This window comes from Burkholderia sp. S-53 (assembly GCF_025560745.1).
Lineage (GTDB): Bacteria > Pseudomonadota > Gammaproteobacteria > Burkholderiales > Burkholderiaceae > Burkholderia > Burkholderia pyrrocinia.
On record NZ_CP090483.1, the window covers coordinates 2,558,448 to 2,572,778 of the forward strand.

At 65.0% G+C, this 14,331-nt stretch carries 17 protein-coding genes; 12 read left to right on the forward strand and 5 right to left on the reverse strand.

Annotated elements, in window-relative coordinates:
- Positions 1–134: 134 nt before the first annotated feature.
- The 9 genes from LXM88_RS16770 (at position 135) to LXM88_RS16810 (ending at position 7,427) form a co-directional block, all read left to right on the forward strand.
- Positions 135–1,043 carry a DMT family transporter gene (locus tag LXM88_RS16770; RefSeq protein ID WP_262534479.1) on the forward strand — a complete coding sequence of 303 codons (909 nt, stop codon included), beginning with the start codon at positions 135–137 and terminating at the stop codon, positions 1,041–1,043.
- A 113-nt stretch (positions 1,044–1,156) separates the two neighbouring features.
- On the forward strand, positions 1,157–1,765 hold the full coding sequence (locus LXM88_RS16775) for a TIGR00645 family protein (protein WP_262534481.1): 609 nt from the start codon (positions 1,157–1,159) through the stop codon (positions 1,763–1,765).
- Positions 1,766–1,800: 35 nt separating this feature from the next.
- Positions 1,801–3,324, forward strand: coding sequence for a fumarate hydratase (locus LXM88_RS16780; RefSeq protein ID WP_262534483.1), 1,524 nt, complete (start codon positions 1,801–1,803; stop codon positions 3,322–3,324).
- Positions 3,325–3,517: 193 nt separating this feature from the next.
- Entirely contained in the window at positions 3,518–3,994 is a 477-nt protein-coding gene (bfr, locus tag LXM88_RS16785) for a bacterioferritin (RefSeq protein ID WP_262534484.1), read from the forward strand.
- Positions 3,995–4,019: 25 nt separating this feature from the next.
- Positions 4,020–4,883, forward strand: coding sequence for a glutamate racemase (gene murI, locus LXM88_RS16790; protein ID WP_262534487.1), 864 nt, complete (start codon positions 4,020–4,022; stop codon positions 4,881–4,883).
- A gap of 150 nt (positions 4,884–5,033) precedes the next feature.
- Entirely contained in the window at positions 5,034–5,270 is a 237-nt protein-coding gene (locus tag LXM88_RS16795) for a (2Fe-2S)-binding protein (RefSeq protein WP_039370093.1), read from the forward strand.
- 218 nt (positions 5,271–5,488) lie between these two features.
- Positions 5,489–6,217 carry an energy transducer TonB gene (locus tag LXM88_RS16800; protein WP_262534501.1) on the forward strand — a complete coding sequence of 243 codons (729 nt, stop codon included), beginning with the start codon at positions 5,489–5,491 and terminating at the stop codon, positions 6,215–6,217.
- A gap of 36 nt (positions 6,218–6,253) precedes the next feature.
- Positions 6,254–6,985 carry a MotA/TolQ/ExbB proton channel family protein gene (locus LXM88_RS16805; protein WP_262534502.1) on the forward strand — a complete coding sequence of 244 codons (732 nt, stop codon included), beginning with the start codon at positions 6,254–6,256 and terminating at the stop codon, positions 6,983–6,985.
- 13 nt (positions 6,986–6,998) lie between these two features.
- On the forward strand, positions 6,999–7,427 hold the full coding sequence (locus LXM88_RS16810) for an ExbD/TolR family protein (RefSeq protein ID WP_096471355.1): 429 nt from the start codon (positions 6,999–7,001) through the stop codon (positions 7,425–7,427).
- Positions 7,428–7,781: 354 nt separating this feature from the next.
- On the opposite strand, the gene LXM88_RS16815 is transcribed toward LXM88_RS16810, so the two are convergent.
- Positions 7,782–8,756: a LysR family transcriptional regulator gene (locus LXM88_RS16815; protein ID WP_262534506.1), complete on the reverse strand. Its 975-nt coding sequence runs from the start codon at positions 8,754–8,756 to the stop codon at positions 7,782–7,784.
- A 122-nt stretch (positions 8,757–8,878) separates the two neighbouring features.
- Here LXM88_RS16815 and LXM88_RS16820 point away from each other — a divergent pair, with 122 nt between their 5' ends.
- From LXM88_RS16820 to hemP, 3 genes are all read left to right on the forward strand, one after another.
- Positions 8,879–9,751 (forward strand): pirin family protein, encoded by an 873-nt coding sequence (locus tag LXM88_RS16820; protein WP_262534508.1) that lies wholly within the window; start codon positions 8,879–8,881, stop codon positions 9,749–9,751.
- A gap of 100 nt (positions 9,752–9,851) precedes the next feature.
- Positions 9,852–10,334 (forward strand): SRPBCC family protein, encoded by a 483-nt coding sequence (locus LXM88_RS16825; protein ID WP_262534510.1) that lies wholly within the window; start codon positions 9,852–9,854, stop codon positions 10,332–10,334.
- A gap of 137 nt (positions 10,335–10,471) precedes the next feature.
- Positions 10,472–10,717 (forward strand): hemin uptake protein HemP, encoded by a 246-nt coding sequence (gene hemP / locus LXM88_RS16830; protein ID WP_262534513.1) that lies wholly within the window; start codon positions 10,472–10,474, stop codon positions 10,715–10,717.
- Between the two features lie 312 nt (positions 10,718–11,029).
- Here the strand turns inward: hemP and LXM88_RS16835 are convergent, their stop codons facing one another.
- The 4 genes from LXM88_RS16835 to LXM88_RS16850 are packed head-to-tail and all read right to left on the reverse strand — an operon-like array spanning position 11,030 to position 14,264.
- Positions 11,030–12,427, reverse strand: a complete 1,398-nt coding sequence (locus LXM88_RS16835) for a 4Fe-4S binding protein (protein ID WP_065499552.1) — start codon at positions 12,425–12,427, stop codon at positions 11,030–11,032.
- A complete protein-coding gene (locus LXM88_RS16840; RefSeq protein ID WP_262534517.1) occupies positions 12,424–13,266 on the reverse strand; it encodes an FTR1 family iron permease in 843 nt (280 codons plus the stop codon). The genes LXM88_RS16835 and LXM88_RS16840 overlap by 4 nt, the downstream gene beginning before the upstream one ends.
- A gap of 58 nt (positions 13,267–13,324) precedes the next feature.
- On the reverse strand, positions 13,325–13,657 hold the full coding sequence (locus tag LXM88_RS16845) for a cupredoxin domain-containing protein (RefSeq protein ID WP_047898577.1): 333 nt from the start codon (positions 13,655–13,657) through the stop codon (positions 13,325–13,327).
- Positions 13,658–13,712: 55 nt separating this feature from the next.
- Positions 13,713–14,264, reverse strand: a complete 552-nt coding sequence (locus LXM88_RS16850) for an iron transporter (protein WP_047898578.1) — start codon at positions 14,262–14,264, stop codon at positions 13,713–13,715.
- Positions 14,265–14,331: the final 67 nt, after the last annotated feature.

Here is a 14,331-nt window from a genome sequence, read left to right on the forward strand (position 1 = left end):
GGCAGTTTCCACGATAAGCGCTCCAACTTACCCGTCACTTACGCGGCATGGCCGTTTCGCACGCCGGGCGGCGCTTTACGCTGAAACGACCGCGACCCTACAATCCTAACTGAACTCGCCCCCCGGATTCCAGCTTGAACCGCTACGCCCTCTTTCTCATCCTGTCGATGCTGTTCGTCGGCAGCAACGTCGGTATCGGTAAATCCATCGTTGCATTCGTTCCCGTCGCCATCCTCGCCACGCTGCGCTTCGTGATCGCGATCGCCGTGCTGTGGCCGCTGTTCAGCCCCGTGAAGATGCGCAAGGTCAAGCGCGGCGAATGGCTGAACCTGTTCCTGCAGGCGTTCTTCGGCACCTTCATGTTCACGCTGCTGATGCTCAACGGCGTGCAGCGCACGAGCGCGGTGGCGGCCGGCGTCATCACGAGCACGATCCCGGCGATCGTCGCGCTGTTCGCATGGCTGATCCTGCGCGAAAAACCGAACGGCCGTGCGCTCGTGTCGATCGCGCTGGCGATCGCCGGCGTCGTGACGATCAACCTCGCCAACGGCAGCGCGGCAGCGCACGGCGCCCACGGCGACGCATCCGGCTCGCTGACCGGCAACCTGCTGATCCTCGGCGCGGTGTGCTGCGAATCGATCTACGTGATCCTGTCGCGCCGGCTCACGCAGACGCTCGCGCCGATCGACATCTGCGCGTACACGCACCTGTTCGGCCTGCTCCTGATGCTGCCGCTCGGTGCGACCGCGCTGTGGCACTTCGATTACGCGAGCGTGCCGGCCGGCACGTGGGCGCTCGTCGTCTGGTACGGGCTGTCGGCCAGCATCTTCTCGTTCTGGCTGTGGATGAAGGGCATCCGGCACGTGCCGGGCAGCCTCGCCGGCGTGTTCAGCGCGGTGCTGCCGATCGCCGCGGCCGCTTACGGGATCGTGTTCCTCGGCGAGCGCCCGACGCTGGCGCACGGCATCGCACTCGCGTGCGTCGTCGCCGGCATCGTGCTCGCGAGCCTGCGCGTGAAACGCGTGCCGGCGGCCGCATCCTGATCGGTCCCCGGCCGTGCCGGCGCGTCGCTGCAGTCGCGCCGGCCGACGCGTTACAATAGCGCGCCTTTTCAAGATTACCCCCGATACCTGCGCACCGCGCCCGCACCGCCATCATGTCCGCCCCGCATTCGCCCGGCCGCCCCGCCCGTCGCCCGCTTCGCCCGCTTCCCGCCCTGATTTTCATGAGCCGCTGGCTCCAGGTTCCGCTGTACCTCGGCCTGATCGTCGCGCAGGCCGTCTACGTGTTCCTGTTCCTGAAGGAAGTCTGGCATCTGCTGTCGCATGCGGCCGGCCTCGACGAAATCAGCGTGATGCTCGCGGTGCTCGGCCTGATCGACGTGGTGATGATCTCGAACCTGCTGATCATGGTGATCGTCGGCGGTTACGAAACGTTCGTGTCGCGCCTCGGCATCGAGGGCCACCCCGACGAGCCCGAATGGCTCGACCACGTGAACGCGGGCGTGCTGAAGGTCAAGCTGTCGATGGCGCTGATCAGCATTTCGTCGATCCACCTGCTGAAGACCTTCATCAACCCCGACCAGCACACGACGCACGCGATCATGTGGCAGGTGATCATCCACGTGTCGTTCCTCGTATCGGCGCTCGTGATGGCGTGGGTCGACCGCCTGACGACCCACACGCATCCCGCCCATTTCCACGAGACGCATGCGCCCGCCGTGGCCGCGTCCCGCAAGCCGGCCGAAGTAGCCGTCAACGCATAAAACGCATTCCCCACAGTCCTCACAGAGTCTCAGCCATGACCGTCATCAAACAGGAAGACCTGATCCAGAGCATCGCGGATTCGCTGCAGTACATCAGCTACTACCATCCGCTCGACTACATCCAGGCCCTCGGCCGCGCGTACGAGCTGGAAGAGAGCCCGGCCGCGAAGGACGCGATCGCGCAGATCCTCACGAACAGCCGCATGTGCGCGGAAGGCAAGCGCCCGATCTGCCAGGACACCGGCATCGTCACGATCTTCGTGAAGGTCGGCATGGACGTGCGCTGGGACGGCGCGACGATGGGCCTCACCGACATGATCAATGAAGGCGTGCGCCGCGGTTACACGCACCCGGACAACGTGCTGCGCGCGTCGATCGTCAACCCGCCGGAAGGCGCCCGCAAGAACACGAAGGACAACACGCCGGCCGTGATCCACTACGAGATCGTGCCGGGCGACAAGGTCGACGTGCAGGTCGCGGCGAAGGGCGGCGGCTCGGAGAACAAGTCGAAGTTCGTGATGCTGAACCCGTCCGACTCGATCGTCGACTGGGTGCTGAAGACCGTCCCGACGATGGGCGCGGGCTGGTGCCCGCCCGGCATGCTCGGGATCGGCATCGGCGGCACCGCCGAGAAGGCGATGCTGATGGCGAAGGAATCGCTGATGGAGCCGATCGACATCCAGGAAATCATCGCGCGCGGCCCGCAGGACTGGGTCGAGGAACTGCGCGTCGAGCTGCACGAGAAGGTCAACGCGCTCGGCATCGGCGCGCAGGGCCTCGGCGGCCTGGCGACCGTGCTCGACGTGAAGATCATGGCAGCGCCGACGCACGCGGCATCGAAGCCGGTCGCGCTGATCCCGAACTGCGCGGCCACGCGCCACGCGCACTTCGTGCTCGACGGCTCGGGCCCGGCCAAGCTTGAAGCGCCGTCGCTCGACGCCTGGCCGAAGGTCCAGTGGGAACCGAACACGGAAACCAGCAAGCGCGTCGACCTGAACACGCTGACGCCGGAAGAAGTCGCGAGCTGGGCGCCGGGCCAGACGCTGCTGCTGTCGGGCAAGATGCTCACCGGCCGCGACGCCGCGCACAAGCGCATCGCCGACATGCTCGCGAAGGGCGAGAAGCTGCCGGTCGACTTCACGAACCGCGTGATCTACTACGTCGGCCCGGTCGACCCGGTGCGCGACGAAGTAGTCGGCCCGGCCGGCCCGACGACGGCCACCCGCATGGACAAGTTCACCGAGACGATGCTCGCGCAAACGGGCCTGATCTCGATGGTCGGCAAGGCCGAGCGCGGCCCGGTCGCGATCGACGCGATCAAGAAGCACAAGGCGGCCTACCTGATGGCGGTCGGCGGCGCGGCCTACCTCGTGTCGAAGGCGATCCGCGGCGCGAAGGTGCTCGCGTTCGAAGACCTCGGCATGGAAGCGATCTACGAGTTCGACGTGCAGGACATGCCGGTGACGGTTGCCGTCGATTCGTCGGGCACGTCGGTGCACCAGACCGGTCCGAAAGAGTGGCAGGCGAAGATCGGCAAGATCCCGGTCGCAGCCGCTTAAACGCGATCGCACGAAAGGCCGGACGGGAGTCCGGCCTTTTTGCTTCTCGTTCTCGTTATCGCGTTCAGCCGGTTATTCGAGGCTGATTCTCATTACACGCAAAAGGCAGGCCCGGCAAGGCTTCTAGGCTTGGCTTTTCTCGTTCGAGCGATTATCGTTCGGTTTCTGAAGCCCCACTGAACAAGGAACAGCCATGCAAGGCGACAAGAAAGTCATCGAATATCTGAACGCCCAACTGAAGAATGAACTCACGGCGATCAACCAGTACTTCCTGCATGCGCGCATGTACAAGCATTGGGGCCTCGAAAAGCTCGGCAAGCACGAGTACGACGAGTCGATCGGCGAAATGAAGCACGCCGACTGGCTGATCGAGCGCGTGTTCATGCTCGACGGCCTGCCGAACCTGCAGGACCTGCACAAGCTGCTCGTCGGCGAAGAGACCGAAGAAATCCTGAAGTGCGACCTGAAGCTCGAGCAGATCTCGCAGGCCACGTGCAAGGAAGCGATCGCCTACTGCGAATCGGTTCGCGACTACGTGTCGCGCGAGATCTTCGAAAAGATCCTCGACGACACCGAAGAGCACATCGACTGGCTGGAAACGCAGATCGACCTGATCGGCAAGGTCGGCCTGCAGAACTACCAGCAAACGATGATGGGTTCGGCCGAGTAATCGCCCCGCCCGCCGCGCCGTCCGCATGACGATGACGAACCAGCCAGCCGCTACCGCGATGCGCGCCGCCGCCCCTGTCGGAATCTTCGATTCGGGGCTCGGCGGCCTGTCGGTGCTGCGTGCCGTGCGCGCGCACCTGCCCGGCGAGTCGTTCGTCTATACGGCCGATACGCGCTACATCCCGTACGGCGAACGCGACGACGCATTCATCACCGAACGCACGCTCGCGATCGGCGAGTGGTTTGTCCGGCAGGGTGCGAAGGCGCTCGTCGTCGCCTGCAATACGGCGACCGCCCAGTCGATCGCGGCGGTACGCGAGCATCTCGCGATCCCGCTCGTCGGCGTCGAGCCGGGCATCAAGCCGGCCGTCCAGCAATCCGCGAGCGGCGTCGCCGGCGTGCTCGCCACCCAGGCAACGCTGCGCAGCGCGCGCTTCCAGGCGCTGCTCGAACGTCATGGCGCCGGCTGCCGCTTCATCTGCCAGCCGGGCCACGGGCTCGTGCAGGCAATCGAGAGCGGCGACACGGGCTCGCCCGCGCTGCGCGCTCTGCTCGACAGCTATCTGCAGCCGATGCTCGACGACGGAGCCGATACGGTCGTCCTCGGCTGCACGCACTACCCGTTCCTCACCGCAACGATTCGTGACATTGTCGGCGACCGCATGGCGATCATCGACACGAGCGACGCGATCGCACGCCAGCTCGTGCGCGTGCTCGACCAGCACGGCCTGCGCGCGCCCGCCGGCACGCCTGTCGCACCGCCCCGCTTCTGCTCGACCGGCGACGGCCGGCAGTTGCAGGCACTCGCGTCGACGCTGCTCGGCCTCGATGCGCCGGTCGAATCCGTCACCATTTCCTCGCCGAACGCGCGCGCCTGCGCGACCGCCTGACGCGGGCCGGCACACCCTCTCCCGACGCGGCTCCGCCGCCCCCGCCGTTTCAAGGGTCCGATGACCTTAAAAAAAGCCCGACCCAGGCTTGTCAACGTCCGCAAAATTAATGATAATAATTCGCATTAACGTTAGCTATCGCAACTCATCATGATCGTCTGCGTGTGCAAGTCTGTTTCCGATCGCAAGATTCGCGCGTCCCTCGCAGAGGGCGTCAATTCTTTCGATGAACTCCAGTTCGAGCTCGGCGTGGCCACGTGCTGCGGCAAGTGCGAGGAGTCCGTACGCGACCTCATGGCCGAGCAAGGGGTCTGCGCGAGCCGGTGCGGTGTCGAGCATCACGCTCACCCGATCCCGGTCACGTTCTACGAACGCAAGGCCGCCTGACCGGCGCCGAGCGTGCGCATGCGGCCCCGGCCGCATTTTTTGTTTTGACCGTCAGCAAGCCACCGTCTGCGCGAGCCAGCGGCTTACCTGCCAAGGAGCCTGTGATGGAATTGCTGATCGGATTCGTGACCACCGTTTGCATCTCGCTGCTGATCTTCCGCAAGTGATGCCGATTCACCCGCCGCGCCCCGGGTGCGACATCGTTCTTTCAAACTAACATGCAGGCTTCGCATTCCGCTCCTGCCGGCGTCTTGCCGGCTGCACCACGTATGAATCCCAGAGTGATCGTCGTCGCGGCCGGTGTGCTTGCCGCACACGCGATCATGCTGACGGCCGCCTGGCTCCATCGCAACGCGCTGCCGCCGAAGGAGATCGAGGTCCAGTCGATCACCGCGCAGCTCATCCCGCCTGCGCCCGCTGCGCAGCCGGTCGCGGTCCAATCGGCGGCGCAGCCCGCGCCGCCGAAGCCCGCGCCGCGCGTGAAACCGAAGGTCGAGCCGAAGCCGGTGCAGCAGGCGGTCAAGCCGACGCCCCAGCCGGTCGCGCAATCGCCTTCGCCGACACCTGCACCGGCAGCCGCCGATCCGACACCTGCTCCCGCCGCGCCGGCTCCTGCCGCACCGGCCACCGCACCCGGCCCGGCGCGCGAGACGATGCAGGTCAGCGCGCCGAAGAACGTAACGGCGCTCAGCTGCAACTTCGTGAAGCCCACCTATCCGTCGATGTCGCGCCGCCGAGGCGAAACGGGCACGGCCTATGTTCACTTCATCATCGGCGTGACGGGCAAGATCGAGAGTGTCCAGTTGCAGAAGAGCAGCGGCTACCCGCGTCTCGACGAAGCCGCACTCGATGCGACGCGCGCCAGCACCTGTCCGCCGTATATCGAGAACGGCCAGGCGATCCGAGCCGCCCATACGCTGCCCTTCAACTTCACGCTCGACGATTAACCCGTCTCATTCGGTAGATTCAAAGGAAACAAAAAAATGCAAAGCTACGGTATCGCGCACGTCTGGGCGCAAGGTGATTTCGTCACGCGCGCCATTGCGATCACGCTGCTCGTGATGTCGGTCCTGTCGTGGATCGTGATCGTCGTCAAGGGCTGGAACGTGATTCGCCTGAACCGCCTCACGAAGAATGCCGAACAGGCGTTCTGGCATTCGGACAATTTCGACGACGGCATCAAGAAGCTCGGCCTCGCCGCATCGACGCCGAACGACAACCCGTTCCTCGCGCTCGCGCTGTCGGGCAAGGAAGCCGCCGATCACCACCACCAGACGCAACCGCACCTGCACGACCGCATGGATGTGTCGGACTGGGTCACACGCTGCCTGAAGGACACGATGGACGAGGGCATCTCGCGCATGCAGAGCGGTCTTGCGATCCTCGCGTCGATCGGCAGCACGGCACCGTTCGTCGGCCTGTTCGGCACGGTCTGGGGGATCTACCACGCACTGCTCGTGATCGGTGCAACCGGCCAGACGTCGATCGACCAGGTCGCGGGCCCGGTCGGCGAATCGCTGATCATGACGGCCTTCGGCCTGTTCGTCGCGATCCCGGCCGTGCTCGGCTACAACGCACTGACCCGCGCGAACAAGGGTGTCGTCAGCAAGCTGCGCCGCTTCGCGCACGGCCTGCACGCATACTTCGTGACGGGCGCGAGCCTCGCATCGTCGTCGACGCGCGACGGCCTGCGTCTCGCGACGCGCGCCAGCTGAGACGGGGTGAACCATGGCAATGAACACCGGATTCAGCGACGATGACGACGATGCCGTGATGAGCGAGATCAACATGACGCCGCTCGTCGACGTCATGCTCGTACTCCTGATCATTTTCCTCGTGACGATCCCGGCGATGCAGCATGCGGTGAAGATCGACCTGCCGCACGCCAGCAGCCAGCCCGTCGAAGAAAAGCCGCAGACGGTCGACGTCGCGATCCAGGGCGACGGCACGATCCTGTGGGACGACCACACGGTCACGCGCGAACAGTTGCAGGCGCGCATCGCGGAAGCGGCGAAACGCACGCCGCAGCCGGAGTTGCACCTGCGTGCGGACCGCAAGGTTGCATACGAGCATGTGGCCGAAGTGATGTCGGATGCGCAGGCCGGCGGCCTGACGAAGCTCGGCTTCGTGACGGAGCCGGGCGCGAAAGCGAAGTAACGCACGCGCGTTTCGCGCGTTGCCGGCCACACAAAGTAAAAGGCCTTCATCGCCAGATGAAGGCCTTTTTTCATGCGCACGCGGGCGCCTTCGGGCGGCGGGCTCTTTGGCGGTATCGGTTGCGCCTCGAGCAACGCAAATGCGACTCTGCCGTGGTCTGCACGGACTGCGCGTTCTGCCCTATCTGGCTCGCAATATATGCGGCCACCTGATTTCGCTCAGAACTTCCTTCACGAAATGGGATTTCAATATAGGCCCGCCCGCCCGCGCATTCAAGGTTTCGGCGATTGAAACTTGCGATTGCCGGCGACGCTTCAATGACAAAACAAATTTGCGTCATCGTGCGCGACGTGTTCAGGTCGCCGAAGCATCGGCCGCCGCCTCCTTCTTCACACGCTCGGGGCACCCCTGCTCCTTGTATGCGCCGTGATCGAGCTTCTCGACCAGGTAGTCGACGAACGCACGCACCGCGGGCGGCATCCCCTGCCGCGACACGAACACCGCATACAGTTGCGGCACCGGCAGCGTCCAGCCGGGCATCACGGGCGACAGTTGGCCCGCGCGCAGCGCGTTGCCGTACATCATCTCCGGCAGCGCCGCGATGCCGAGGCCATCGAGCACGGCCTCGCGGATCGTCATCAGGTCGGCCGTCACGAGCCGCGGGTCGTGCTCGTGCACGTGACGCGTACCGTCCGGCGCGATCAGGTTGAATACGTGCCGCCCGTCGACGCTCGGCGTATCGAGCGTCTCGAAATAAGTCAGGTCGTCCGGCACCAGCGGCGGCGCATTCTGGCTCAGCAGGCTCGGTGCGCCGACCAGCATCTGTTCGGTACGCCACAGCGGCCGCACGACGATGTTGGCGTTCTGCGGCGGCTCCGAGCGCACGCGCAGCGCGACGTCGATCGAATCCTCGAACAGGTCGATCACGCGGTTCGTCACACGAACGTGCACCTTCACCTCGGGATAACGACGCAGGAATTCGGGCAGGATGCGCGACAGCATCGTCTGCGACAGCGTGACGGGCACGCTGACACGCACCGAGCCGCGCGGCGACGCGCGCAACTGCTGCACCGCATTCATCGCGGCCTGCGCTTCGGCCAGCATCGCCTGGCAATGCTGGTAAAACAGCTCCCCCGCCTCGGTCAGCGCGAGCTTGCGCGTCGAGCGCTGCAGCAGACGCACGCCGAGCGCCGCCTCGAGCTCGGTCAGGCGCCGCGACAGGCGCGATTTCGAGATGCCCAGCACGCGCTCCGCTGCCGAGAAACCGCCATGTTCGACGACCTGCGAAAAGTACATCAGGTCGTTCAGGTTGTGTGCATCGATACTCATGTCATCGTTCCAATTTCAGAACAATCCATTGCGAACCGCCGCAAATCGAACGGTTAAACGCCCAATATAATAGCGCTATGTTTCAAAAATAACGCTATTCCGATGATTTCGAGGGCTTCCCGATGACGACCGCTCGCTCGCTTGACCGCACGTACCCCGCGCTTCGCACGACCGAAGGCGGCGGCTTCGTGGTTCACCGCCCGTTCCCGACCCGGCTGCTGATGGATTTCGATCCGTTCCTGCTGCTCGACGAAATGGGGCCCGTCGACTACGCCCCCGGCGAGGCCGTGGGCGCGCCCGATCATCCGCATCGCGGCTTCGAGACCGTGACCTACGCACTCGACGGGCGCTTCTGCCATCGCGACTCGTCCGGCCATGCCGGCACGCTCGGCCCCGGCGACGTGCAGTGGATGACGGCCGGCTCCGGCGTCGTGCACAGCGAGATGCCCGATCCGGCGTTCGCGCAGGCGGGCGGCCGCTCCCATGGCTTCCAGCTATGGGTCAACCTGCCGCGCCGCGACAAGCTGATTGCGCCGCGCTACCAGGAGATCCCGGCCGACCGTATTCCGAGCGCGACGTCGCCGGACGGCCGCGCGCGCGTGCGCGTCATCGCCGGCGAAGCGTTCGGTGTCCGGGCCGCGATCGAGACACGCACACCGATCCTCTACCAGCATTTCACGCTGGAGCCCGGCGCGACGGTCACGCAGCCCGTTCCGGCCGGCTATCGCGTGTTTGCCTATCCGATCGACGGAACGGGCCTCTACGGGCCCGACAGGCAGGCTGTCGACGCACGGCACATGATCGTCTACGCGGACGACGGCGACACGGTCACGTTCGCCGCCGGCGATACGCCGCTCGACCTGCTGCTGATCGGCGGCGTGCCGCTCAACGAGCCGATCGTCCGCTACGGCCCGTTCGTGATGAATACCGAGGAAGAGATCCGGCAGGCGGTCGTCGACTACCAGACCGGCCGCATGGGCCGCATCGAGGCCTGACGCCCGATCGGGGGCGGCAGGTACCGCGAAACGGATGGTTTTGCGTCACAATAACTTCTTGAACCATGTGGCCGCCCACCACCAGAAGGAATCCGCCCCCTTGAACTTCGAACACCTGATCCAGATCAACTCCGACGATCCGGCCGTGCCGACCCTCACCCGCGACCAGCTCTGGGAAGGCCTCGTGCTGCGTGCCGAACAGCCGCAACTGTTCGTGCTCGGCCTCGATAGCTGCGTCGTCCACGAACGGACGGAAACGACGCTCGAACGTGAGCTGCACTACGGCCACGCGACCGTACGCGACCACGTCACGTTCACGCCGAACCAGCAGGTCCGCTACGACATCCGTGCGGCCGATGGCGAGATCGGCGGGTCGCTGACGATGACGATCGAGGAGCGCGACGACCACGAACTGTTCCTGCGTTTCGAATACCGCACGACGCTGACCGTCTCGGACGACAGCGAAGAAGCTCGGCAGACGCACGGGATCGTCAAGGAAGCGTACCGCACGTCGGATATCGACACGGTCCGCCTGATCCGCGAATACGCGCAGGGCCGCAAGGACCCCGATCCGCTGCACTGAATCCGGCGGCGGCCTGCGGGCCGCCCTTTGACTCAAACTATCAAGTCCGCCATTTCGATCGATAAAGAGTTTTTGTAAATGGGAATAGTTATCATTTAGAATTCATTCCATCGTATCGACAGTCACCGATCAACCGAATGACCGACACCATGCGCCCGACCACGCTGACCTTGCACCGCACGACCGGCACCGCAGGCAACAGCCGTCAAAAGACGGCAGCGGTCACGACGCCGGCGAAGCCCACCGGCAACCGCGATGCAGGCACGCGGGTCGTCAACAGCGATTCGCTGCTGCAAGGCCACAGCCACATCAGCATCGCGCATAACGGAGAGACTTATCAGTTGCGCGCCACACGGCTCGGCAAGCTGATCCTGACGAAGTAACGACAGAGTATTGTGGGGACCACCTCCCTGAGAGGTGTTGGGCATTAGCCAGCGGAACGGCTTGCACGCGAGATCTAGACCCCTTCGTGCAAACACACTCAAGCAGCCGTTGCAGCAAGCCAAGCCACTTTTTTGGTTCTCGCACAAGGAAGAAAAAAAGCGACACGTCGAAGGACGTGTCGCTTTTTTGTTTGGGCGGCCAATGCGTGACGCATGCCGCCCGTGTTCGTTGTCGCTCAATGCATGCCGAACGCTGAACCGTGCTTGTTGCTCAGTGGCTTCGCACGGCAGCCGAAGCTGCACACAACCGCGTCAGAAACCCCAGAACATCAACCACCATGCGCTGTCGACGACCGCAAGCCCGACGGCGAACCACGCAAATGCCGCGAGCCGGCGCGGCCAGGCCGCATAGCGCCCGGTCACTTTCCACGCGAGCCACGCACTCCAGGCGTTGGCGCCGACCAGGATCGCGATGCGTACGTCGGTCGCCCAGCCGAGCGGCACATGCTCGGCCCGCAGCAACGACAGCGTCGTCGCCGACAGCCCGAGGAACACGCCCGCACCCGCGATCGGGATCAGCGCCTGCGCGAGATGATGCAGCCGCACGCGATCGAAGCGGCCGAGCATCAGCGTGGCGCCGGCCAGCAGCACCAGCAGCGCCGTGCCGTACACGAGCCCCGTGCCGACGATGTAGCTGACGATCAGCCCGCCGTCGAGCCAGGAGAACACGTCGTTGCGGTCCGGATAATGCGTCAGCAGGAACCACGGCGCGTTGGTTTCGAGCGGCCACGTGATGTCGCGATCGATCAGCCAGCCCGCGAGCCACTGCTTGATCTGCACGAACCACGGGCTGACGGTCCAGTGGAACGCGCCGATCGCGACGCCGAGCAGACCGTACAGGATCAGCGCGGTATCCCACGGGCTCGCCTGCTGCGCGCCGAGGTTCACGACCTCGTCGGACGGCGAGCGCAACGACAGCGAGATCGCGTCGCGATGCCCGCTGCAGCGGCCGCACATATGGCACGATGCCGCGCCCTTCATGCTGCGCAACGGCACGAGCGGCGCGCAGTTGATCGGAATCACGCGATGGCCGTGCTCGCCGTTCTTGTACGAACGGCGCCACGCATCCTCGTCGACCTTGTAGCGCATCGGCGCGAGCCGCGCGAGCAGCCCGAACACGCCGTTGACCGGGCACAGGTACTTGCACCACACGCGCTTCTCGCGGCCGTACAGCACGCCGATCACGATCGCGCCGACGGTCGAGCCGCCGAGCACGAACAGCACCGCGAGCGGGTACTGGTACACGCTCACCATCTGCCCGTAGATCGTCGTGATCCCGAACGCGACGAACGGCCAGCCGCCCCACCGGATCCAGCGCGGAATCGGGCCACCGCGGCCGAACTTGCTCGCGTATTCGGTGAGTGCGCCTTCCGGGCACAGCACGCCGCACCAGACGCGGCCGAGCATCACCATCGACAGCAGCACGAACGGCCACCAGATGCCCCAGAACGCGAATTGCGCGATCAGCGTGAGGTTGCTCCACAGATGCGCGGAATCGTCCGGCAGCGGCAACACCGCCGGCACGATGATCAGGAACGCGTAGACGGCGACGACGATCCACTGGATGCCGCGGATCAGCGCACCGTGGCGCTGCATCCACTGGCCGGCCTGCGCGAGCCAGCCCGGCTTGGCTGCGGCGACAACGCTCATGCCGCGCGGCCTGCGGCAACGGCCGGACGACGGCTCGCGCGCTTCATCAGCAGCCAGATGACCGCCCAGTACGCCGCATAGGCAACCAGGTTGGTCAGTGCCGGGTGTGCGCGATAGCCGGTCAGCGTCGCGACGAGCGAGCCGAACGTGCCCGAATCATCGAGGATCGCGGACGTGTCCCACACCTGCGAAATGCCGAGCGGCAGGATTTCCTTGTCGATCAGCTTGTCGACGCCGGTCTGGAACAGGCCTGCGCCGAGGAACAGCAGCATCACTTCGGTGACGCGGAAGAAATGCCGCCACGAGAAGACCTTGCCGCCGAGCTGCAGCAGGTAGAACGTGAGGAACGCGAGACCGAGGCCGATCACGACCGCGAGCATCTGGTTGCCGTCGACGTGGCCCGACTGGCCGAAACCGAGGCCGTAAAGGAAGATCACCGTCTCGCTGCCTTCGCGCGCGATCGCGAGCGCGACCAGCACGGCGACGCCCCACCAGTTCGAATCGCGCGTGCTCTGCTGCAGCGATTGCTCCATGTCGCGCTTCAGCGTGCGGCCGTGCCGGCGCATCCACAGCACCATCTGCACGATCAGCACGCATGCGATCAGTACCATGGCGGTCTGGAAATAGTCCTGCGCGTCGCCGGACAGCACTTCGGTGAAACCGACCAGCGCGGCACCGAGGCCGACCGCCATCAGCAAGCCGACACCGACGCCGGCCCAGAGAAACGGCAGGCCGCGGCGCGCGTCGTCGTCGCCGTTTTTCAGCCATGCATAGAGAATGCCGACGACGAGCAGCGCTTCGACGCTCTCCCGCCAGACGATGAACAAGATCTGACCCATCGATACCTCCTGACGCGCGGAGCAACGGACAGGTGTGCCCGCGCGCAGATAAAACGCGTTACTTCGCGACGATCACGCCCTGCGCCTGCTGGTGGAAATCGTCGAAAAACTTGTATTCGCCCGGCGACAGCGGAGCGACGACCACGAACGAATCGGCGCCCGGCGCGAGCACCTTCTCCTTGCGCAGTTGCACGCTCTCGAACTCGGCGGCGCCCTTGCCGGTGTTCTTGATCTCGATCTTGAAACGCTGGCCGGCCGGCACTTCGATGCGGGCGGGATTCAGCTTGCCGTCCGCCATCTCGAGCTTGAACGTCGGCAGATCGGCAGCGTATGCCGCGCCCGCAAGCCACAACGCAGCGGCTGCGGCAACGATTTTCTGGGGAATTTTCATTCTGGGTTCTCTACGCCGACGGCGCGCCGAAGCGCGCCGTTCGTGATGCCACCGATCAGTAACCGCCCTTCTTGCCGATGCCGGCGAACGGGAAGTCGTATTCGAGCGTAACGGGCTTGAACCATGCGCCCACGCCCGTTTCCTTGTCGACGTGACGGCCGAATGCCATGTGGCCCGACTGCATCGGCGGCTTGACGACCATCGTCAGGTGATATTTGCCCGGGCCGTTCAGCTTCACGTTGTCGCCGTAGTGCGGACCGTCGCTTGCCACCATGCCCATCAGGTCGCCCTCGGCCTTCCACTTCGTGTCGCCCTGCTTCGTCAGCTTGTACGTGACCTGCAGGTACGGCATCCAGTCGCCTTCCGCGAAACCCGTCGGGTTGTTCTTGACCGCATGGATGTCGGCTTCGAGGTGGATGTCGGAATCCGACGCCTTGCGCATCATCCCTTCCGGGTCCATCGTGATCGGCTGCAGGTACACCGCGCCGATTTCCATGCCGCCCTGGATCTGCTGCTTGCCGATCGGATATTCGGCAGCCGAGGCCGACATCGCGGCAAGCGCCGCAGCTACCGCAACCGTCGTGCGGATGAACGAAGAACCCAACATGGACACTCCTTGTTATTTGTCTGACTATCTTGACGACATGCGGGCCGCCGCCGGGCGGCTCGCTGGA

Bases quoted from the DNA above. Each gene is read 5' to 3' on its own strand.
- LXM88_RS16845 (WP_047898577.1), bottom strand. From the start codon at position 13,657: ATGAAAATTCCCCAGAAAATCGTTGCCGCAGCCGCTGCGTTGTGGCTT.
- murI (WP_262534487.1), top strand. From the start codon at position 4,020: ATGACGATGACGAACCAGCCAGCCGCTACCGCGATGCGCGCCGCCGCC.
- hemP (WP_262534513.1), top strand. From the start codon at position 10,472: ATGACCGACACCATGCGCCCGACCACGCTGACCTTGCACCGCACGACC.
- LXM88_RS16835 (WP_065499552.1), bottom strand. From the start codon at position 12,427: ATGAGCGTTGTCGCCGCAGCCAAGCCGGGCTGGCTCGCGCAGGCCGGC.
- LXM88_RS16840 (WP_262534517.1), bottom strand. From the start codon at position 13,266: ATGGGTCAGATCTTGTTCATCGTCTGGCGGGAGAGCGTCGAAGCGCTG.
- LXM88_RS16780 (WP_262534483.1), top strand. From the start codon at position 1,801: ATGACCGTCATCAAACAGGAAGACCTGATCCAGAGCATCGCGGATTCG.
- LXM88_RS16820 (WP_262534508.1), top strand. From the start codon at position 8,879: ATGACGACCGCTCGCTCGCTTGACCGCACGTACCCCGCGCTTCGCACG.
- LXM88_RS16775 (WP_262534481.1), top strand. From the start codon at position 1,157: ATGTCCGCCCCGCATTCGCCCGGCCGCCCCGCCCGTCGCCCGCTTCGC.
- LXM88_RS16800 (WP_262534501.1), top strand. From the start codon at position 5,489: ATGCAGGCTTCGCATTCCGCTCCTGCCGGCGTCTTGCCGGCTGCACCA.
- bfr (WP_262534484.1), top strand. From the start codon at position 3,518: ATGCAAGGCGACAAGAAAGTCATCGAATATCTGAACGCCCAACTGAAG.
- LXM88_RS16815 (WP_262534506.1), bottom strand. From the start codon at position 8,756: ATGAGTATCGATGCACACAACCTGAACGACCTGATGTACTTTTCGCAG.
- LXM88_RS16795 (WP_039370093.1), top strand. From the start codon at position 5,034: ATGATCGTCTGCGTGTGCAAGTCTGTTTCCGATCGCAAGATTCGCGCG.
- LXM88_RS16810 (WP_096471355.1), top strand. From the start codon at position 6,999: ATGGCAATGAACACCGGATTCAGCGACGATGACGACGATGCCGTGATG.
- LXM88_RS16805 (WP_262534502.1), top strand. From the start codon at position 6,254: ATGCAAAGCTACGGTATCGCGCACGTCTGGGCGCAAGGTGATTTCGTC.
- LXM88_RS16850 (WP_047898578.1), bottom strand. From the start codon at position 14,264: ATGTTGGGTTCTTCGTTCATCCGCACGACGGTTGCGGTAGCTGCGGCG.